Here is a 19,602-nt window from a genome sequence, read left to right as displayed (position 1 = left end):
TCCTTCAATAAATAGTATTTTTGCTGTCATAAGCATAATGAGCGTTTATTTAGGTAATCTAGCGCTAGCGCAATGCCTCACAAAGAAGTTAAGCCCACACTTATAATCTTGTCAATATTATGAAAAACAATTGATTTCAATAGGTATCTTCATTGGAGTCTCACTCCCTAAACAAACATATACCTCTACTTTAATATCCGAAAAATCACACAAACACCTTTTTCGATACCACTACAGTAGCATTAGAAAAAGTTAGTTAAATATAATGTTACAGGATAGGAGTAAAAGGCAGATAAGAAGGTTTAGGGCAAAAACGAGATAGGATTTCAAAACAATCACCTCATTTCTATACTCAGAACTAATCCTTTGCCACTATGTATAAATATTTTACCAAGCCGAAACCAAGGGGAAGGCTTGAATGGGGTTGTTGCTCGTTACGGAAATATTAACTTGGAACTTGCTCATTCACTTCAATCACGCAAATCGGGTAACTCCCCGGGTCTTGCCCACCACCAAGATCTAAACACTTATCGAGATATAAAAACTGCTCAAACTTCATACCTGCATAAAAAGCACAAAGCGCCAATATAAAAGTAAATAAAATCCGCTTAAACTTAACCATTAATATTCCCTACTGAATTCATCGTTAACTGCATTGTTATTTTGAATCATCCGTCGAGCAAGTTGAGATTATCATCACAATTCATCCAAGCGAAGCGCGCTATCCTATCCGGCTCCTTTAATAGCTTATTTGTCAGTTAGTTATGGGCAAAGTACCTGAGCATCCTCAACAATTTGATGCCACTCAGTTTCGCCGGCATCTTCATCAGTATCCAGAGCTGTCATTGCATGAAGCCGACACCGCAGCCCTGATCACCAAACAATTACGCGCCTTTGGCCTGAAGCCGAAAACCGATATTGGCGGACATGGCATCGTCTGCACCATAGACAGTGACAAACCCGGCATCACTACCCTGTTTCGCGCCGACTTCGATGCGTTGCCTATCCCCGAAAAGAACAACCATAGTCACTGTTCAAAGCATGACGGCGTGATGCACGCCTGCGGTCATGACGGCCATACGGCGAGTCTGATGGCTGTTGCTAAGCAGCTATCTTTGAACCCACCTGCATCCGGTAAAGTCCTGTTGCTGTTCCAGCCTGCTGAAGAAATAGGGACAGGCGCAGCCAGCATGCTTGAAAACTGCTGGCTGGCAGAGCAGAGCGTCGATCAGGTATTCGCCTACCATAACCTTCCTGGTTATCCGCTCAATTCTGTTATCATCAAACCCGGCACTTTTGCCTGTGCTTCGACCGGTGTAACCATTGAGTTAGAAGGCAAAACCTCCCATGCCGCCAGACCGGAAAACGGTATCAGCCCGACCACGGCTATGCTGGAGATCATCCGCTACCTGCAAACTATGCCTGGAAAATACACTAGGCCAGAGCAAAACAATGAAGCCTTCACTTTAGTCACGGTGATCCACGCGACATTAGGAGAAGAAGCATTCGGCACCTCACCGGGTTATGCAAAAGTCCTCGCCACCCTGCGAAGCGATAACAATGATGTCTTCAACAATATGAAGCAGGACTTATGCAAAGAAATTTCAGCTATTTCGGTCAAAGAAGGACTTGGGTGTACTGTCTGCTGGCAAGAATCGTTTAATGCTGCCGTGAATGCGCCAGAACCATACGAGATCGTTTGCCAGCAGGCAGAACAGATTGGCCTTGATATTGAGAAGATTGATGCGCCAATGCGCTGGTCGGAAGATGTCGCCGAGTTCTTGCAAAAATGGCCCGGCGCTCTGTTCTGTCTTGGTAGCGGGCAAGCTCACCCAGAGCTGCACAATCCCGACTACGATTTCCCTGACGAACTGATAACAACAGCAAGCGATCTGTTTCTGAGTATTGCTCGTCATCTACACGGTGCATAAGATCAAGGCACTAATCAATGGATTAGTGCCACTTCCTCTGCGTAATCTATCTTTTCAACTGGTAATTGACCTGTAACTCTGCGGAGCTTACGCGTACAATCCCAGCCCGTTTTCCGACGATCCATTCGAGGCAAGCTGTGTATACCGAACAACTGATGATGCTGCTGGCTGTATTTGAGCGAGCAGCATTATTGCTGATGGCGCTTTTCCTGTTAACCCTGACCCATCCTTTCCAGCACATAGTGAAAAAGCGCCACCGTCGCCCGGTCGAAATCGCGATGATTTCAGTGCTATTTATACTGTTTGCTGTCTTCAGCACCTACACGGGAATCAAAGTTGACGGCTCGCTGGTGAACGTTCGCATTATCGCGGTACTGTCCGGCGGCATCTTGTTTGGCCCCTGGATAGGTATCTCAGCCGGAATAATTGCCGGTATCCACCGCTACCTGATTGATGTTGACGGGCCGACCTCCGTAGCCTGCCTGATCACCAGTATTATTGCCGGACTGCTGGCAACTTGGATCCACAGAAAGTGCCCGAAAAAACACTACGCCCGCCTCGGTATTATCGCCGGGATTTTCTGTGAAATGCTGACTATGGTGCTGATTGTGGCGCTGTCTGAAGATAAAACACAAGCCTACAACATTGTCTCCCATATCAGTATGCCGATGATTTCCGGCGCAGTATGTATCGGTCTGATCATCCGCCTTGTTCAGGGGCTGGAGAAAGAAAAAGATCTGGTCGCGGCAGAACAGGCAAAGCTGGCGCTAGATATTGCTAACAGAACCCTGCCTCATTTTCGTAAAAACAGCCGGGAATCGCTAGCAACCGTCTGTAATATCATCCGGGAAGAGACCAAAGCGGATGCGGTTGCAATCACCGATACTAACGATGTACTGGCTTACGTCGGTGCCGGACAGGAAAACTACCTGGAAGCACATCAAATCAGCGATATGACTCAGCAGGCGGTTCGTACCGGGCATCAGATCATCAGCAACAGCCTTAATGTTCATGACTTCCACTCCCTGCTGATCATTCCATTATGGGAGAACGGCAAAGTCAGCGGCACCCTGAAGATTTTCTACCACCAGCCTCACCGAATTCGCCCGTCTCTTCGGGAAATGGCGATTGGTTTGTCACACCTGATCTCAACCCAGATGGAAGTATCGCGGGTTGAGCACCTAAAAACCATGGCAAGCAAAGCGGAGTACTCTGCCCTGCAGAGCAGAATTAACCCGCACTTCCTGTTCAATGCCTTAAATGCTATTTCTACCCTGATCCGGATCCGCCCGGATCAGGCTCGTCAGCTGATTAGCAAGCTGGCTGATATCCTGCGCTATAACCTTGAGCGTACTGAAGAGCTAATCGATATTCATATTGCCCTGCAACAGGTCAGAGACTACGTCGCAATTGAGCAGGCCCGCTTCGGCAACAAGCTGACAGTTGAATTCGATATTGATGATGTCCATTCTATGATCCCTTGCCTGCTGATCCAGCCGTTAGTAGAAAATGCGATTCTGCACGGTATCCAACCATCCCGCAGTCCGGGCAACGTCTTTATCACTATCCGGCAGGCGGAAGAGCGGGTTAAGGTCATCATTCGCGATACCGGAGTGGGTATCCGTCAGGAAGTGATCAACAAACTTTATAGCGGCAATATGGACTCCCGTCACATCGGTCTGAGCAATGTGCACCAGCGCCTGACCATGCTCTATGATGAAGGTCTGCATATTAAGCGCCTGGAGCAAGGCACCGAAATGTCGTTTTACATCAATGAATCAAACAGGCAGAAACAACAATGCTAAAAGCGCTGATCGTCGAAGATGAGTACCTGGCAAGAGAAGAACTGACTTACCTGATCGAAACCTACAGTAATATCAACATTGTCGCCGCTTTCGAAGACGGTCTAGACGCCTTTAAGTACCTGCAAGAAAACAAAATCGATATCGCGTTTCTAGATATCCAAATCCCGTCGATTGACGGCATGTTACTGGCACGAAACATCCACCAGTTTGCGCAAAAGCCGCACATTGTTTTCACCACAGCCTATAAAGAATTTGCGGTGGATGCCTTCGAGCTTGAAGCGTTTGATTACATCCTCAAGCCGCTTAACGAACAGCGAGTGATCGGGCTGCTCAACAAGCTGGAGGCTGCACATCAATGCCAGTCACCTGCGCCGGAATCGGCACGACCTAAAACCGTCAACCTGACCAAAGACAACCGCATCCGGGTGACGCAGGTTGATGAAATTTACTATGCCGAAGCCTGTGAAAAAGTCACTAATGTCTTCACCACTGACGGTGTATTCATCGCACCGTACAGTATCAGTGAGCTGATGGAACGCTTGCCGGAAGAGGGCTTTTTCCGTACTCATCGTTCGTACTGCATTAATCTGGAAAAAATAAAAGAAATAATCCCTTGGATGAATAGCACCTATATGCTTAAAATGTGCGACCTCAACGAAGAAGTACCTGTCAGCCGGAGTAATATCAAGCGATTCCGTGAATTGATGCAATTGTAATTCATGCCGATATATTGCATTTCATTCCGCTACTGATACATCTCATTTTATAGTTTCCGCAACCTATTGTTATCGCCAACGAGCCCCGTATTTTGGAGGGTATAAAGGGATGGCCAGAGCCATCTTAAAGATTTTTATTTCGTTGGAGATTAACCTTATGGCCAATCCGGTATCTAGCCGAGCCCGTGCCTTTACCCTGCTGGGAACTATTATTACCCAGTTCGCCCTGGGCTCTGTGTACACATGGAGCCTGTTCAATGCTCAACTTGCCGACAAACTTTCTGAGCCGGTAAGCCGTGTTGCATTCTCATTCGGTATTTTGAGTCTGGCACTGGCGGTGGCTTCTTCCCTTTCAGGCAAAATGCAAGAACGCTTTGGTATCCGCAAAGTCACTATCGCTTCAGGTCTGATGATTGGTATCAGCCTGTACCTGACCGGTCACGCAACCAACCTGATCATGCTGTACATTTTCGCCGGCCTGCTGGTAGGTTTTGCTGACGGTACCGGCTACCTGATGGTGCTGTCGAACTGTGTGAAATTCTTCCCTGAACGCAAGGGCCTGGCTTCTGCCTGTGCTATCGGTGCTTACGGCCTTGGTGCGCTGGCTTTCAAATACATCCTGATGTATCTGCTGACCAACACAGGCCTTGAAATTACATTTGAAATCTGGGGCTTCATTTGTATGGTGATGGTGATCATCGGCGGCCTGATGATGACAGACGCACCTAAGCTGGAAACCCAAAACACCGACAACTCAGTAACCAGCGACTATACCCTGGCAGAAGCCATGAAATGCCCTCAGTTCTGGATGCTGGCAGTGATGTTCCTGACTGTATGCATGAGCGGTCTATATGTCATCGGTGTTGCGAAAGATATCGGTGAAAACTACGTGAACCTGTCAATGACGACAGCAGCGGCATCCGTTGCGATTATCGCAGTGGGTAACCTGGGCGGCCGCCTGGTTCTGGGGATTTTGTCTGATCGCATCGCCCGTACCAAAGCAATTGCCATTGCCCTGTTTGTCTGCCTGCTTGGCGTTTGCGCCCTGCTGTTTGCACCAGCAAGTGCAATGAGCTTCTATTTTGCTGTAGCCTGCATCGCTTTCTGCTTCGGCGGTACAATCACAGTTTACCCATCATTAGTCAGTGACTTCTTTGGCCTAAACAACCTGACCAAGAACTACGGTTTCATCTACCTGAATTTTGGTATCGGCAGCTTCATCGGTTCAATCGTGGCATCCCTGTTCGGTGGCTTTGCTGCAACCTTCTACCTGATGTTGGGTCTGCTGATTGTATCACTGGCAATTTCGCTGACAATCAAAGCTCCGGGTACAGAACAAAACGAGTTTACTGCCGAGCCGCTGGCAGCAAATTAGGGTATATACCTAACCCTTGCGGAACCAAAAAACTGATTATGCTACGATCAAAGGCTCGGGAAACCGGGCCTTTTCTTTATAAGCAGATCATCGATTTGTCGAATATTTATACTTTGTTTTTAGCATCACACGAACAACTTCAGCGCAGCCTCTCTTTTCCTTTTGAAATCTTAGATTTATCAAGATTTTTATCAGTTTGAACACTCCATCACAATATTCCATTGCACCCGCCAATATCATCCGATATCTCTGCTTTATGTCAGATAACCAAAACATATAACTGACAAAAGTTCACTTATTCAACATAAACAATCACTCAATATGCCTTTCTTGGTTATTCTTAATGTCGAGGTAACATGCTCTCTATAATTATTGCCCTGGTGGTGACCGTCTTCGTCGCCAGATTTGTCCTTAAAGGCTACAAAGCACAGGCTGTCCTTCTGGCTGGCGGTATCATTCTGATGATTGCCGCTATATTGATCGGTCAGGATCTTCCTCTACCAGAAACCGCTTCAACCGGCTCCAAATGGCTGGATATTTTCCAGTTTATTAAGAACACGTTTTCCAGCCAAAGCGCCGGTCTTGGCCTGAAAATCATGGCAATCGCAGGCTTTGCGGTTTATATGCATGAAATCGGGGCATCTGAAGCATTGGTTAAAGTGTTGACCCGTCCACTAGCGCGGATCAAACACATGCCTTATCTGTTTATGGCGATGTGTTTCATCATTGGTGAATTCCTGTCGATTTTCATCACCAGTGCTTCCGGCTTGGGTGTTTTGTTGATGGTGACTCTGTATCCGCTGATGCGCAGTGTCGGGCTAAGCCGACTCTCGGCCTGTGCCCCAATTGCCACTGCTGTTGCCGTTGAAATGGGACCGGGCCAAGGTAACGTTAACTTTGCTGCCGACATCATCGGTATTGATGTCGTCGACTATGTGGTTGACTACCAGATCTATGTTGCTCTGGCTGCTCTTGCTGTTGTAGCGATCCTGCATGTGATCATCCAAAAACATTTTGACCTGAAAAGCGGCCATATCGCCAGTGAGCACCGCCACTTAGGTGATTCAGAAGAAGTGAATATCAAGCAGGATGACGCCAAAAAAGAAGCGCCTGCTATTTATGCCATTCTGCCCGTCATCCCGCTGGTGCTGATTTTTACCTTCAGTAAGTTAGTGATCACCACCATCAAGATGGATGTGACCACAGCGATGTTTGTCTCTTTGGTTATCACACTTGTGTTCGAATTTTTCCGCCGCCATAGTGCGATGGCTGTCGTTGACTCCATCCAGCACTTCTTTGACGGTATGGGACGTCAGTTTGCCAACGTGGTGACCTTTATCGTAGCCGGTCAGACGTTCGCTCAGGGTCTGAAAGCCATCGGTGCGATCAATGTCATTGTTATTGCAGCCGAAAATGCCGGATTCAGCCCGGTTCTGATGACCATAGTTATGGTATTGATCATCATGACCTCTGCAATCCTGATGGGTTCGGGCAATGCCGCCTTCTTCTCGTTTGCCAACCTGGTTCCGGATATTGCAGGCAAGATGGGGATCGCCCCAGTGATGATGCTGCTTCCAATGCAGTTTGTGGCAGGTATGAGCCGTAACATTTCACCAATTGCACCAAACATGGTGGCAATTGCTGGTGTGGCTGATACCTCACCGTTTGATCTGGCCAAACGAACGGCTATCCCGATGCTGGGCGGTATCGTGATTTCCGTCATCGTCAGCATCATGAGTTTCTAAATTATATTGCGTTTTCTTGACGCTTGTTCGCACCTGATGGTGCGCATTGTTAATTGATACATCATGTGAATTACCACATGACAAAGGAGTATTGTTCATGGACATTATGCTGTTTAGTAATGGTAAGCTACCTGAAAACACCAGGCCATTAGAGTATGGTCTCGATTGGATCAAGGATGTGGTTGAACGCACTGGTGTGAAGAAATTAGTATTCATTCCATATGCTGTGATCCGTGCAAGCCATGACGATCGAACCCAAATGGTACAAGACAGCCTAGGCCGCTTCGGCTGTGAAGTCGTGGGTATCCATCAGGCTGAAGATCCGGTAAAAGCCATTGAAGAAGCTGACGGCATTCTGGTCAGCGGTGGCAACACCTGGGTACTGAACAAAACCCTGCACGATAAGGGATTGATCGGCCCGATCCGCAAAGCCGTACTGAAGCAAAACAAACTGTATATCGGCTGGAGCGCCGGCACTAACATTGGCTCGCCGACTATCCGCACCACTAACGATATGCCGATTGTCACGGCTGCAGTTCTTCCTTCACTGAACTTGATCCCGTTCCAGATCAACCCGCATTACATCGAAGCGTCGATTGATGGTCATATGGGGGAAACCCGCGATGAGCGGATTGAAGAGTTCCTTCTGGTCAATCCTCACGAAATCGTGGTGGGTATTCCGGAAGGCACCATGCTGCACGTGCATGACGGCCACCTTCACTACTACACAGCCAACGGTAACCCACTGAAGCTATTCCGCAACCAGCAGGAAGCAGAATACTTCAACGCCGATGATGATATTCAGTTCCTAATGGAGCACAGCTGTTAAGTCAGCAAACATCCAAACTGACACAAATGGGGAGAGCCTCTCTCCCCATCATTTGACGGCAAAAAAACCGCCAAAAATCACTATCCTCAAGCATTATTTAACCTTCTTTTAAAAAACAACAACTTCCCTTCAATCCCCTGTAGATACTGGCATCAGCAAAGATCTGACCACGTAATCTCTTGTCACAAAGCCGTCAAATGTCACAATTTTGCAACGGACTATTGAGTATTCTATCGACAAGAACCATTCACATCACATATAACACAAACAAAAGCCCTCACACTTGGTAAAAATTATTATGAGCTTTACTATTCGCAACCGACTTTATGCACTGTCGATAGCCCCGTTACTCATCATTGCCCTTAGCATGATGTTTTTCACCTATTCAGAATCCCAAAAACTCAACCATGAGCAAATGAGCACTACCCGCTCAAGCATGATGGAAATGAAGCGCGCCGAACTGAAATCTTACCTTCAGATCGCCGAATCTTCACTTAAACCGCTAATGGAGGCGAACGCCCCTTTAGATGAAGCACTAAATACCCTCAAGCAAATTAAATTTGGTCAGAACGGTTATATCTTCGGTTACAACTCCGAAGGTATTCGTTTACTACTGGGCCAAACCAACAAGGGGATAGGTGAAAAGTACTGGAATCTTCAGGACAGCCACGGCAACTATTTGATCCGCGATCTTATCAATAATGCCAAGACAGGTGATTACACAACGTATTACTTCCCAAAACCGGGACAAGATACTCCGCTGCCGAAACTCAGTTATTCTGTTTACATTCCACAATGGGATCTGATGATAGGTACAGGTTTCTACACTGATGATGTAGACGGAGTCATTGCCAGAATGGAAGAACACTCTTCAGAGATGCTAAGCCAAAGCCTCTCCACAATTGCTATTATCTTCTTAATCATCGCAGCCATTGTCGGCTTGTTTGGTGTTCTAGTCAGTCGCAGCATCATGCGCCCACTAGAGATGTTTGATGCTTCTATCCGCTCATTTGCCAGCGGTGACGCCGACCTGACAGCCCGCATGGAAAAATTCAGCGTACCTGAATTCGCAACGCTCAGCGAAAACTTCAATACATTTGTTGCTAGTTTGCAAAATATCATTAAAAACGTGAGCCAGGTCGGCCGTCAGGTTGTCGATGAAACCAATAACATGTCACAGCGCACTATGCAGGTAGATGGCCTCGCTTCCGGCCAGCGTGAAGAAACCGACCAAGTAGCAACAGCAATGACAGAGATGACCACCACGGCCAACGAGATCTCCAATAACGCCAGCCAGGCAGCACAATCAGCAAAAGACGCAGACAACAATGCCAAGGAAGCTCATGAGATCGTTTCCTCAGCCGCAGATTCTGTTACAGCTCTTGCTAACGAAGTCGCCGAAGCCAATGAAGTTATTTCTAAACTTGAGGGTGATGTGAAAAACATTTCTTCGTCGCTAGAAGTGATCCAGGATATTGCCGAGCAGACGAACCTGCTGGCATTAAACGCAGCGATTGAAGCGGCACGCGCTGGTGAGCAAGGCCGAGGCTTTGCGGTCGTTGCCGATGAAGTACGCCAGCTTGCCAGCCGTACCCAAGCCAGTACCGGTGACATTCATAAAATGATAGAGCAGCTAAAATCTGCATCTGACGAAGCAGTCAATGCCATGAACTCCAGTCAGGAGCGAAGCGTAAGCACAGTTGAAGAAGCCAATGCGGCCAGCCAGGCATTGATTCAAATCCAAGACTCGATTAATACCATTATGGATATGAACTCACTCATTGCTACAGCAACCGAAGAACAAAGCATTGTTGGCCAGGAGATCTCACAACGTATCGTGGTGATTTCAGACCAAAGTAACCAATCGGCACAGCTTGCCAATGAAAATCGTATTGGTAGCCAGGAGCTCAACCAAAGTGCCAACGAGCTTTACGATTTAGTCGATCGATTTACTGTTTAAACCGCTAACCGGGCAGTTGCGGCAAACATCGCCGTAGCTGCCATCTTTCTTTCCTACGAACTCTCTTCCTACTAAATCCTTTCAAAACTACCAAAAGCTAAAGATATCTTCTTTTATAACTTGATGCCTTCGCCAACAGAAACCAAGGCAGCACCGGCAGCCCCATTCCCCAAACGTATATAAACTGATTGGTTTCAAGCAACAAAGAAGCACCAGCGATCCAAATTAATAACAGCGTAGCGATAAACATCCAATGGTAGATTGGATGCTTGATTGAAAATACAGCGTACAGCTTTACCATGAGTACAATCCTTGAATACTTCTAACAACAAAGAGGTAAGATGAGACAAGTTTCTATGAAACTATATAGCACTTAATTACAGAAGACCCCAAGCAAACTCAAATAAATCCAGCAAAAGTATTAAGCTGATCAATATACTTGATTAATCACATATGCAGCACCATGCACACATGAATTCAAGAAACAAAAAAGCGACCGCCAGCCTGCGATCGCTAACCTATTGAACATTAGGTTTATAAAGCATTTTTACCGCCAAACGCGTTCCCTGCCTAAACCTTTTTTTGAAAGAAAATCTTTAATCATCTTCTCAGCAATATGTTCTACTCTGAATTGTCGTGTAAGTCGTTGTTTATTCTTCCGGCTCCAATGACGCATGATCTTTTCCTTACCCTCGCTACGCTTTTCTCCACCTCCCCAGGCGAGAAGCATCCCATGGCCTGTTTCTTCATATCCCCTCGAGCAACAACATGATTAATTCCCATGGATTACATAAAGAAACAGCTAGATATCACTTTAAAGTGTAGCCGCCTGACGCCAGCTAACATGACTTTTCTGTTTCATTTTGATTTCTATCAACTACCGATTTTTTCTATCTGTAACTGCTTTGAATCTATAAAGAAAACGAAACACCTGTCTGGCAAAAGGGATGCTATGGCACTATCGACAAAAACAACAAAATATTAACAAAGCATCTTGGCTGCTGTTGTATTTATCCCAAAGTCGACCTATGTTTTTGCAAACATAAGAAAATATGAAAGTGAGTGTTCCATATGGAATTTTTAACGAGCTTGATTAGTGCAATTAACAGCCAAGTATGGGGCATTCCCATGCTGGTGATGATCCTCGGCGTCGGTTTTTTCCTGACCATCGGTCTCAAACTCATGCCTATTTTGAAACTCGGTGCGGGCTTCAAATTGCTCTGGTCAGGCCGTATTCCGGAAAAAGATGAAGATATCCAAGGCGAAATCAGCCCGTTCAATGCTCTGATGACCTCACTCTCTGCCACCATAGGAACAGGAAATATTGCAGGTGTGGCAACAGCCATTTTTCTGGGCGGACCCGGAGCCCTGTTCTGGATGTGGTGTACAGCCCTGGTTGGTATGGCCACCAAATATGCCGAAGCCGTCTGCGCGGTGAAGTACCGCGAAACCGACGAAAATGGAAACCATGTCGGCGGGCCGATGTATTACATCAAAAATGGCTTAAGCCACAAGTGGGCATGGCTTGGGACCGCTTTCGCTATTTTCGGTTCCATCGCCGGTTTCGGTATCGGTAACACCGTACAATCCAATTCCGTATCGGCAGCTCTTCAATCGAGCTTCAACCTGCCTCCAATGGCTTCAGGACTCATCATGATGGTATTGGTCGGTTTGGTGCTAATGGGTGGTATCAAACGAATTGCCGATGTTGCCGGTAAGCTCGTTCCGCTAATGGCTGCATTCTATATTGCCTCAGGGCTGCTGGTTCTGGGGGTCAATGCCGCCGGGATCCCTACTGCATTTAACTTAATTGTCAGCAGTGCCTTTACTCCGGTAGCCGCACAAGGCGGGTTCGCCGGTGCGGCTGTATGGGCGGCGATTCGATTCGGTGTTGCTCGAGGTATTTTTTCCAATGAAGCCGGCCTGGGCAGCGCCCCCATCGCCCATGCCGCGGCTCAAACTAAAAATCCTGTCGCTCAGGGCCTGGTTGCAATGCTTGGAACCTTCATTGACACCATTGTCGTCTGTAGTATTACCGGGCTGGCAATTGTGGTCTCCGGAGCCTGGCAGAGCGGCGAAACCGGAGCAACATTAACCTCTGTTGCGTTTGCCTCAGTACTCCCGGGGGTCGGTAACTATGTCGTTGCCGTTGCCCTGTCCATCTTCGCTTTTACCACAATTCTGGGCTGGAGCTTCTATAGCGAAAAATGTATCCAATACCTATTTGGTATTAAAGCAATCATCCCTTTCCGCATCCTGTGGATTGTCGCTGTTCCGATTGGTGCAACCAGCTCGCTGGAATTTATCTGGCTACTGGCAGATACCTTAAATGCCATGATGGCTATCCCTAACCTGATCGCCCTGATGTTGCTCAGCCCTGTCGTCTTTAAACTAACCAGTGAGTATTTTGCGCAGCAGAAGAAAAGGGGGAATGGAAAGTAAGTTAGGGCGATAGGAAGATGAAAATTTGGTCGTGATGCCAACTTGGTGATTTAAACTATAGTTTAATTATTTGTTGAGTTACTGGGTGATCTTATGGCGACGTTAGAAGTTCCTTGCCGTTACTGTTATCAAACCAAATCAATTCGCAAACACGGGACAGGAGCGAATAAAGCGCAACACTATCGCTGTCTTGATTGCCGAAAGGCATTTCAACTTGATTACGCCTACAATGCCTATCGTCCTGGTGTGAAAGAACAAATTGTTGATATGGCCATGAACAATGCTGGGCTACGTAATACTGCTAGAGTGCTTAAAGTTGGGGTTAATACCGTGCTGAGATCGAGCTTATCTGTGAAGTCGACGAGCAATGGTCATTTGTTCAGTGCAAAAAGAATCAACGTTGGCTTTGGTATGCTTGGGAGCCAAGATTTAAGCGGATCACAGCCCATACTTTTGTGCGACGCAGTGAGGAAACACTGCATACCCTGCTAGAGCTATTAAAACCATTTGCAATCAATTTCTTCTGTACAGACAACTTCAGAGTTTATTCATCAAACCTACCACCAGAAAAGCACATTACTGGGAAGTTATTTACCCAACGTATAGAACGGCAGAATCTTACATTGAGAACAAGATTAAAGCGGCTCAACCGCAAAACTATAGGCTTCTCTAAATCAGAAGATATGCATGACAAGGTGATTGGTACATTCATTGAGCGAGATAGCCAGACACTCGGGCAGCACACTAGCTCTATCGTGCTGCCCAACACTCAGGCTACATCCTTACCCAAACCAACCATTGGGGTGCCATCATCAGAGAAACTCAGCTCACTTTTCACGACCTCCCCCTGAAATTCCACATAGGTATAACCACCCTGAGCAAATTTCAACGCTGCTTCCGGAGTCAACCAATCGCCATACCCGCACACATCAGCCCATCCAATCTGCATTATTTTCATATTCATTCCTTAGAGGTTGATTTGCATGGCGATACATTTATAAGCATCCCGTAAAATCATCCATATCCAATAAAGCTCGCAATTATAACCAATCCTGATGAACTGATGAAATCTCGACATTCACAGCTTCTTCACAAAGCGTACGAATACGAGTTGTGTCCTGCTCCAGGCGTCGCTTATCATTACCGACCAAACAGACAGCAATAATGCTTCGCTGCCATTTATCACGATACCCCACCTCAGCAACGGATGCATTGAACCTCTGCCTGATCCTATCCCTCAATCCCTGTATCTCGCGGCGTTTTTCCTTAAGGGAATGGGAATAAGGGATCATCAGCTCAACAGTCAGGACAGTAATAAAGAAAGATTGTTCACTCATGGATTAAGCTTATACCAAACCAGTCCTAGCAGGTTTCCCCGACAACTACTCGAACTTATCAAGGAATACTTTAAGGGCATCGATATCAATCACCCGGATCTCATTGCCGTGCTTTTCAATTAATTCCTTATCAATTAGCTCTTTCACCGCTCGTCGGTATACCCTACTAGAGGTACCGAAACGCTCAGCCTCCTGCCCGGCCTTATCGAACGAACCCAGCATTACGTTTTTCTGATGGCGATGCCAAAGGTCATAAGCGATGTTGTAAGTAATGGGATGTAGTAACCGATACGTATAAATATCAAGAGAGTCCTGATAGTCATAAGCCAGCGCACTGGCAAAAAACAGGGAAAACTCCGGACGCTTTAACAGCACATCGGCCACTGCCTTCAAGCAGATCACATCCACTTCAATTTGCTCTTCTGCCACTACACTCCACTGACAGAGTGTATCGTTGAAAAGCTCCATCTCGCCAAAAATATGGTGGTCACAATCCACCTCCCCCAACTGAAAACGCCTACCGTTCACCGCCGAGATATTCATTGATACCCGACCAACCGACACCAAGTAGAGATGCTCGACAACCTGCCCCTGGCGCAAGATCTCCTCACCAGACTGGTAATATTTGCTATGAAGCAAGCATTGATAAAACGACTGACGAAACTCTTCATACAGCGCAGTGAGATGCGAAGTGAACCGACCTGTGGGATAAGGTTTTAATTGCATAATAGATGAGGCAACAGCCAAATGAGTGGGCAAATCCTAGCTAAACATCGCTCGTAGAACAACATTCAGTATCAAACAGAAGTCACAAATAGTACAAAGCCCGGCCGGAGCCGGGCTGATATGTCAGTTAATCCTGCTGTCATATATAGTTACGGTTGCATGCAAAGCGCATGAAATGCTGCTTTGATCGCGGTAGTCTCACCCTGCATCATAACATCATCGGCATTGACGTACTGATTAACACCATCCTGTACATCCTGCTGATACAGCACAACGTTATTCAGAATCGACGCCACTTTAACGCCACGTAACTTACCGACAGTCAGCAGAGCCGAGGTTTCCATATCGGCACCCAATACGCCTTTCTTGTTCCAGTACTGGCAGATCTGATCTTCTTCGTCGGTGTAGAAGCTGTCATGAGAACGGATAATACCGTAATGAGTCGGATAACTGTGCTCGCTCAAATAAGCTTCCATACCAGCCACCAGCTGATGACTCGCCACCGCAGGGAAAGCCGTTTCAACATAAGCTTTCGAGCCGCCCTCATCACGCACTGCCGCCTCAGCCACAATCAGCTCACCCAGAGCAATTTCAGCCTGAAGTGCACCGGCAGATCCGACACGTATCATGTATTTAGCGCCGCACTGCGCCAACTCTTCGAGGGCAATAATCGCCGATGGTGCGCCAATACCGGTACTACAGACAGTGATCTCCTGTCCCTGGTAATGACCACGCATTACACGATATTCACGGTTATCCGCCAGTAGCTCTGGTTGCTCAAGCAAAGCAGCAATACGGTTAACGCGATCCGGCTCGCCACAAACAATCACTCGCTCTGTAACTTGTTCAGCGCTGACGGCAATGTGAGGTAGCTTGTTCATACTGTCTTGGCTCATGCTGCCACCTCATCAGTAGTCTGCTGAGAACCAGTTTGGTTTTGCTTTTCTGTATTGCTTTTAGCTGTATTCATCCACTGACGAGTACCGTTAGCAGCAATGAACAGTAAGATTGCGTACTCGATAGAAAGTGCATACACGCCCTGTGCAGCATAAACACCAACACTGATTACGTTAATGACAACCCACAGGATCCAGTTTTCTACATACTTGCGAGTCATCAGGATCTGAGCAACCACAGACAATACTGTCATAGTTGAGTCCCAGAACGGGAATGCATCCGGTTCAAGTACAGGACTTGCCAGCTCGGCACCGAACATGTTCAGACCGTCAACGGCAATATTCGCCAGGGCAAAGAAGAACGGATCGATGTAAATTGTCATCAAGCCGATTGCCAACACGCTGACAGCGGCAGTAAAAGCCAGCTTCTGTTTGCTGAGCCAGCGTACTTCCAGCATATCGCCTGAATCTGATGTCGGCCGTGTCCAGGCATACCAGCCATAAACGTTAGCGCAAAAGAAAAACAGCTGTAGCAACAACAGACCGTACAGCTGGATCTGGAAGAAGATGACAGCAAACAGCGTGACGTTAATCAGGCCGAACAAGTAGTTAATTGTCTTTTCCTGGCTGGCAAACCAGATACATAGCAAGCCAAATACGGTACCGATCGCCTCAATCCACGACATCGCGTAACCGTCGCCAATCGGAATATTTACCAGAGTGTTGTTAATATCAAACCAAGCTGCAAAGTCCATCCCGTTGTCCTTTCGTTGTAGTTGTTGACATGATTGCTTGAAATTGCAGCCATTGTAAAAAACCTATTCGCCGGTAATAAGGACATTTGTCCTATCAGATTTGGCGACGGTCATAATTTGAGAATTAATGTTCACTTTGTTACTAATCAGCGAGCACCTGACATATCCCTCAACCTCTCAATAATCACGCCATATATAAAAGGCTGCAATTAATGCAGCCTTTTTAAATTCAATATATGATTATATGAATCTGACCGGGTTGAACGCAAAAATCATCACACCAAACATACTTATAAGAATAACCGACGTTGAAATAGCACATGTCAGTGCCGGTTTTATTCTCATTACACGGCGTTCTAATTCACCGTGATAACCATTAAATAACTGCCAGCTAATAAATACAGCCAGTAAGAACATACAACTAAAAGCGCCAAACTTTTCACCGGCGATAAAAAAGTTAAAACCGGAAGCTATAAAGTTATAGATTAATACCGAAAACCAACATACTGCTTCCACGGCAAGACGCTTGAAGGTGAACTTCACCCTCGAAAACAGATAAAAGTAAATCAGTACACCCTGTGAAATCAGCATAAGCGGTATCGATACAGTATCGAAGGCATATGGAAAATCCAGTATTGCACCTAAGATAATATAAATAACCGGTGTTACCAGCAGGCCCATTATGATTGCAGTGAGTAACCTCGCACTCCATTCATTGATTAACGTTTTCATATCATTAACTGTATCAGTGGTAAGTAATATTGAGGACAATAGCATGACAGACTGTGGCTATTAGTTAATTACAGCCGTGTTTTTTTAGGATCAACATCGCAAAATTCCAAGCTTTAACTCTAAGCCTTAATATATTAAGGCAATATTAAATGTGATACTTATTTCTATTTTTCTTCCTTTAATATCACACTTAACACCAATCAAACACTCTTGTTATTACAACCATTTTATAAATTGGATTCACTTTTATTTTCCTCCCTTTACCCACCTTCCATTACTGAACAAGCATCACAAGACAGAGAAGTATTCGTTGTACAAATACAACCCCAGTGAGATAAATATTACAAATGCAAGAAGTTGCTATGCATTGATTTAATTTTAATAACAATAAGGATTTAGGTATGAATAAAATTCTGCCTCTGGCAGTGGCGATGGGAATGCTTGCGGTCCCTTGTGCCCAGTCCGCCACGGAAACAGCTGCTACCACCTCATTTGATAACGCAGGCTACAGTACTCACTTTTCTCAATTTTCTACTGCTGAAGCCAAACGGGAGCTTGCCTATAAACTCAGTAGTCAATACCAACAGTTGGCACCGCTACTGCACCAGCAAATAGACCAGTATCAGTTAAATGCGCCACTGAAAACCCTGAAGCGCAACAAACGTTCGGCAGCCTTTGCCCGCAACATGATGGAAACCGATATGGTGCTGCGGAACAAGAAAGGCATCACAGACTACACCAACGAAATCATGGAGCTGCGTCTTGCAGATCCTCAGATGCTGGCTCGCTGGCAAGCTGGTCAGTCACCGCTTTTTGCCTGGGAACCGGATGGTAATGATGAAGACTGGCAATACATCGAAGCCTACGACGTCGATGGTAATATTCACCTGCTAGACGTATACGAAGCACCGAACCGTCCAGTACTGGTTATAGACACTAACAGCCGTGAAGAACTGAAAGCCGGTATCAAAGCCATGAATGACGAGATCAACCGTCTACAGAGAGAGCAACCAGAAGCGGCTCCGGCACCGCGAGCAATGGCCATGGATGCAGCGACTCCATCGATCTCAACCACAGTGCTGAAGAAAATCCGCCTGCAAGACGATCACGAACCATGGATCTCCGGCAAAGCGGAAATCTATGCCATCGTCACCGGCGTGAACCCAAGCCGTGACGAACCAGTGCTGGATATTGTCGACATGCCTTACCTTGATTACAGCGAAACCGACTACAGCCCTGAGCAAATCATAATTTACTGGGATCGCTACCGCTGGTCTGCGGCAGATGTTCTGCTGATGGAAAAAGACGACGGCACTAACTACAAAGATCTGGCCCGCACCCTGTTAGATGTTGCAAAAGCCGCACTGAGCGCCTACCCAGATCCTGAAGTAAAAGCTTATGCCATTATTCCTGAGCTGACTAACAAGGTGCTTGCCGCGATTCCTGACAGCTGGATGACCAACGATGACGACTTTGTTGATGTTTACTACACCATTCGTCAGGGTAAACGCTATAAAGATCGCCAGGGGGCAAACAACAATGCCCAAGCGACATTCGCGCCACTGACGATTGATCGTACAAACTAAAACCATTTTTCATCGTCACGCATACCGTGTGATACATTGAGAAAAATGACGAAAAAGAAAAGACGCTACCTGAAGTAGCGTCTTTTTATATTTCCTGACTAACTAACGGTAAACCCTGTTCTATCAACAAATACTCAAATAAAAACAAATAACCAGCCGATCACTCAATCGTGATCCGTTTATGAGCGATACCGGTATGACAGTTGATACAGCTTTCCCCGCGGCTTTCCATCAGCTCATGGTTCAGACGTGCCCGCTGCGGCTGACGACTCAAATCAAAATTATCGTCGGCATGGCAGGTCCGGCAAGCTTCCGAGTCATTCGCCACCATGTCATCCCACACCATTTTTGCCAGTCGCGGACGATGCTGTTCGAAGTTCTCCTTTGTTATCGTTCCTTTGAACATATGATAGATATCTGCCGTTGCCGCAATCTTTACTTTCATCTTATCGACAAAGCCTTGTGGTACATGGCAATCCGCGCAAGTTGCCAGCACTTCGTCGTCACTGACATAGTGCGACGAAGCCTTATATTCCTGGACAATCGTATCCATCGCCAGATGGCAGCTAAAGCAGAATGCATTTTGATTGGACGCAACCATCACACCCTGAAATGCCCCCACAGCCAGTACCGCTAGGAAGATACCTATCGGGATCCCCCATAGCAGCGGTGTCTTCAGCCATCGCCACAAGCGTTGCGTCCGAGATAATTTTTCTCCCATCGTTCCTCACTTAGGAGTCAGGCCGGTTTCACGGCCTCCCCGGATT

The 19,602-nt window shown here is 46.6% G+C and carries 18 protein-coding genes and 1 pseudogene; 10 read left to right on the top strand and 9 right to left on the bottom strand.

The features are described 5' to 3' along the window. Window positions 1–445: 445 nt before the first annotated feature. Window positions 446–622: a hypothetical protein gene (locus tag Q0852_RS10410; RefSeq protein ID WP_299017959.1), complete on the bottom strand. Its 177-nt coding sequence runs from the start codon at window positions 620–622 to the stop codon at window positions 446–448. A 142-nt stretch (window positions 623–764) separates the two neighbouring features. Between Q0852_RS10410 and Q0852_RS10405 the strand changes: the two genes are divergently transcribed. From Q0852_RS10405 to Q0852_RS10375, 7 genes are all read left to right on the top strand, one after another. Beyond that, a complete protein-coding gene (locus Q0852_RS10405) occupies window positions 765–1,931 on the top strand; it encodes an amidohydrolase (RefSeq protein WP_299017958.1) in 1,167 nt (388 codons plus the stop codon). A gap of 155 nt (window positions 1,932–2,086) precedes the next feature. Continuing rightward, window positions 2,087–3,736: a LytS/YhcK type 5TM receptor domain-containing protein gene (locus tag Q0852_RS10400; RefSeq protein WP_299018102.1), complete on the top strand. Its 1,650-nt coding sequence runs from the start codon at window positions 2,087–2,089 to the stop codon at window positions 3,734–3,736. Continuing rightward, window positions 3,730–4,452 (top strand): LytTR family DNA-binding domain-containing protein, encoded by a 723-nt coding sequence (locus Q0852_RS10395; RefSeq protein WP_299017957.1) that lies wholly within the window; start codon window positions 3,730–3,732, stop codon window positions 4,450–4,452. Before Q0852_RS10400 ends, Q0852_RS10395 begins: the two co-directional genes overlap by 7 nt. Before the next feature lie 157 nt (window positions 4,453–4,609). Continuing rightward, window positions 4,610–5,827, top strand: coding sequence for an OFA family MFS transporter (locus tag Q0852_RS10390; RefSeq protein WP_299017956.1), 1,218 nt, complete (start codon window positions 4,610–4,612; stop codon window positions 5,825–5,827). 356 nt (window positions 5,828–6,183) lie between these two features. Continuing rightward, a complete protein-coding gene (dcuC, locus tag Q0852_RS10385; protein ID WP_299017955.1) occupies window positions 6,184–7,572 on the top strand; it encodes a C4-dicarboxylate transporter DcuC in 1,389 nt (462 codons plus the stop codon). 97 nt (window positions 7,573–7,669) lie between these two features. Continuing rightward, complete coding sequence (pepE, locus tag Q0852_RS10380) at window positions 7,670–8,401, top strand: dipeptidase PepE (protein WP_299017954.1); 732 nt, start codon at window positions 7,670–7,672, stop codon at window positions 8,399–8,401. 298 nt (window positions 8,402–8,699) lie between these two features. Beyond that, on the top strand, window positions 8,700–10,361 hold the full coding sequence (locus tag Q0852_RS10375; protein WP_299017953.1) for a methyl-accepting chemotaxis protein: 1,662 nt from the start codon (window positions 8,700–8,702) through the stop codon (window positions 10,359–10,361). Window positions 10,362–10,458: 97 nt separating this feature from the next. Here the strand turns inward: Q0852_RS10375 and Q0852_RS10370 are convergent, their stop codons facing one another. Beyond that, window positions 10,459–10,662 (bottom strand): hypothetical protein, encoded by a 204-nt coding sequence (locus tag Q0852_RS10370; RefSeq protein ID WP_299017952.1) that lies wholly within the window; start codon window positions 10,660–10,662, stop codon window positions 10,459–10,461. Between the two features lie 770 nt (window positions 10,663–11,432). On the opposite strand from Q0852_RS10370, the gene Q0852_RS10365 reads away from it, so the two are divergent. Continuing rightward, window positions 11,433–12,803: a sodium:alanine symporter family protein gene (locus Q0852_RS10365; protein WP_299017951.1), complete on the top strand. Its 1,371-nt coding sequence runs from the start codon at window positions 11,433–11,435 to the stop codon at window positions 12,801–12,803. 93 nt (window positions 12,804–12,896) lie between these two features. After that, a pseudogene (locus tag Q0852_RS10360) lies at window positions 12,897–13,525 on the top strand (IS1 family transposase); the annotation flags it as partial. A gap of 47 nt (window positions 13,526–13,572) precedes the next feature. On the opposite strand, the gene Q0852_RS10355 reads toward Q0852_RS10360, so the two are convergent. From Q0852_RS10355 to Q0852_RS10330, 6 genes are all read right to left on the bottom strand, one after another. Beyond that, on the bottom strand, window positions 13,573–13,761 hold the full coding sequence (locus tag Q0852_RS10355) for a hypothetical protein (protein ID WP_299017950.1): 189 nt from the start codon (window positions 13,759–13,761) through the stop codon (window positions 13,573–13,575). Window positions 13,762–13,843: 82 nt separating this feature from the next. Continuing rightward, window positions 13,844–14,140 carry a DUF503 domain-containing protein gene (locus Q0852_RS10350; protein ID WP_299017949.1) on the bottom strand — a complete coding sequence of 99 codons (297 nt, stop codon included), beginning with the start codon at window positions 14,138–14,140 and terminating at the stop codon, window positions 13,844–13,846. A gap of 45 nt (window positions 14,141–14,185) precedes the next feature. Beyond that, window positions 14,186–14,866, bottom strand: a complete 681-nt coding sequence (locus Q0852_RS10345; RefSeq protein ID WP_299017948.1) for a Crp/Fnr family transcriptional regulator — start codon at window positions 14,864–14,866, stop codon at window positions 14,186–14,188. Window positions 14,867–15,015: 149 nt separating this feature from the next. Next, window positions 15,016–15,747, bottom strand: coding sequence for a nucleoside phosphorylase (locus Q0852_RS10340; RefSeq protein WP_299018101.1), 732 nt, complete (start codon window positions 15,745–15,747; stop codon window positions 15,016–15,018). Window positions 15,748–15,758: 11 nt separating this feature from the next. Next, entirely contained in the window at window positions 15,759–16,517 is a 759-nt protein-coding gene (gene pnuC / locus Q0852_RS10335) for a nicotinamide riboside transporter PnuC (RefSeq protein ID WP_299017947.1), read from the bottom strand. Between the two features lie 240 nt (window positions 16,518–16,757). Continuing rightward, window positions 16,758–17,249, bottom strand: coding sequence for a hypothetical protein (locus tag Q0852_RS10330; RefSeq protein ID WP_299017946.1), 492 nt, complete (start codon window positions 17,247–17,249; stop codon window positions 16,758–16,760). A gap of 401 nt (window positions 17,250–17,650) precedes the next feature. Here Q0852_RS10330 and Q0852_RS10325 point away from each other — a divergent pair, with 401 nt between their 5' ends. Further along, window positions 17,651–18,835 (top strand): DUF3103 family protein, encoded by a 1,185-nt coding sequence (locus tag Q0852_RS10325; RefSeq protein WP_299017945.1) that lies wholly within the window; start codon window positions 17,651–17,653, stop codon window positions 18,833–18,835. A 160-nt stretch (window positions 18,836–18,995) separates the two neighbouring features. Here Q0852_RS10325 and Q0852_RS10320 read toward each other — a convergent pair whose 3' ends face one another. Continuing rightward, window positions 18,996–19,556, bottom strand: coding sequence for a NapC/NirT family cytochrome c (locus Q0852_RS10320; protein ID WP_299017944.1), 561 nt, complete (start codon window positions 19,554–19,556; stop codon window positions 18,996–18,998). Window positions 19,557–19,602: the final 46 nt, after the last annotated feature.

Origin of the sequence: uncultured Photobacterium sp. (assembly GCF_947502415.1) — a bacterium.
GTDB lineage: Bacteria > Pseudomonadota > Gammaproteobacteria > Enterobacterales > Vibrionaceae > Photobacterium.
Note: the sequence above shows the minus strand (reverse complement) of the source record. Positions and strands in the feature narration are given on the sequence as shown.

Bases quoted from the DNA above. Each gene is read 5' to 3' on its own strand.
- Q0852_RS10410 (WP_299017959.1), bottom strand. From the start codon at position 622: ATGGTTAAGTTTAAGCGGATTTTATTTACTTTTATATTGGCGCTTTGT.
- Q0852_RS10405 (WP_299017958.1), top strand. From the start codon at position 765: ATGGGCAAAGTACCTGAGCATCCTCAACAATTTGATGCCACTCAGTTT.
- Q0852_RS10400 (WP_299018102.1), top strand. From the start codon at position 2,087: ATGATGCTGCTGGCTGTATTTGAGCGAGCAGCATTATTGCTGATGGCG.
- Q0852_RS10395 (WP_299017957.1), top strand. From the start codon at position 3,730: ATGCTAAAAGCGCTGATCGTCGAAGATGAGTACCTGGCAAGAGAAGAA.
- Q0852_RS10390 (WP_299017956.1), top strand. From the start codon at position 4,610: ATGGCCAATCCGGTATCTAGCCGAGCCCGTGCCTTTACCCTGCTGGGA.
- dcuC (WP_299017955.1), top strand. From the start codon at position 6,184: ATGCTCTCTATAATTATTGCCCTGGTGGTGACCGTCTTCGTCGCCAGA.
- pepE (WP_299017954.1), top strand. From the start codon at position 7,670: ATGGACATTATGCTGTTTAGTAATGGTAAGCTACCTGAAAACACCAGG.
- Q0852_RS10375 (WP_299017953.1), top strand. From the start codon at position 8,700: ATGAGCTTTACTATTCGCAACCGACTTTATGCACTGTCGATAGCCCCG.
- Q0852_RS10370 (WP_299017952.1), bottom strand. From the start codon at position 10,662: ATGGTAAAGCTGTACGCTGTATTTTCAATCAAGCATCCAATCTACCAT.
- Q0852_RS10365 (WP_299017951.1), top strand. From the start codon at position 11,433: ATGGAATTTTTAACGAGCTTGATTAGTGCAATTAACAGCCAAGTATGG.
- Q0852_RS10355 (WP_299017950.1), bottom strand. From the start codon at position 13,761: ATGAAAATAATGCAGATTGGATGGGCTGATGTGTGCGGGTATGGCGAT.
- Q0852_RS10350 (WP_299017949.1), bottom strand. From the start codon at position 14,140: ATGAGTGAACAATCTTTCTTTATTACTGTCCTGACTGTTGAGCTGATG.
- Q0852_RS10345 (WP_299017948.1), bottom strand. From the start codon at position 14,866: ATGCAATTAAAACCTTATCCCACAGGTCGGTTCACTTCGCATCTCACT.
- Q0852_RS10340 (WP_299018101.1), bottom strand. From the start codon at position 15,747: ATGAACAAGCTACCTCACATTGCCGTCAGCGCTGAACAAGTTACAGAG.
- pnuC (WP_299017947.1), bottom strand. From the start codon at position 16,517: ATGGACTTTGCAGCTTGGTTTGATATTAACAACACTCTGGTAAATATT.
- Q0852_RS10330 (WP_299017946.1), bottom strand. From the start codon at position 17,249: ATGAAAACGTTAATCAATGAATGGAGTGCGAGGTTACTCACTGCAATC.
- Q0852_RS10325 (WP_299017945.1), top strand. From the start codon at position 17,651: ATGAATAAAATTCTGCCTCTGGCAGTGGCGATGGGAATGCTTGCGGTC.
- Q0852_RS10320 (WP_299017944.1), bottom strand. From the start codon at position 19,556: ATGGGAGAAAAATTATCTCGGACGCAACGCTTGTGGCGATGGCTGAAG.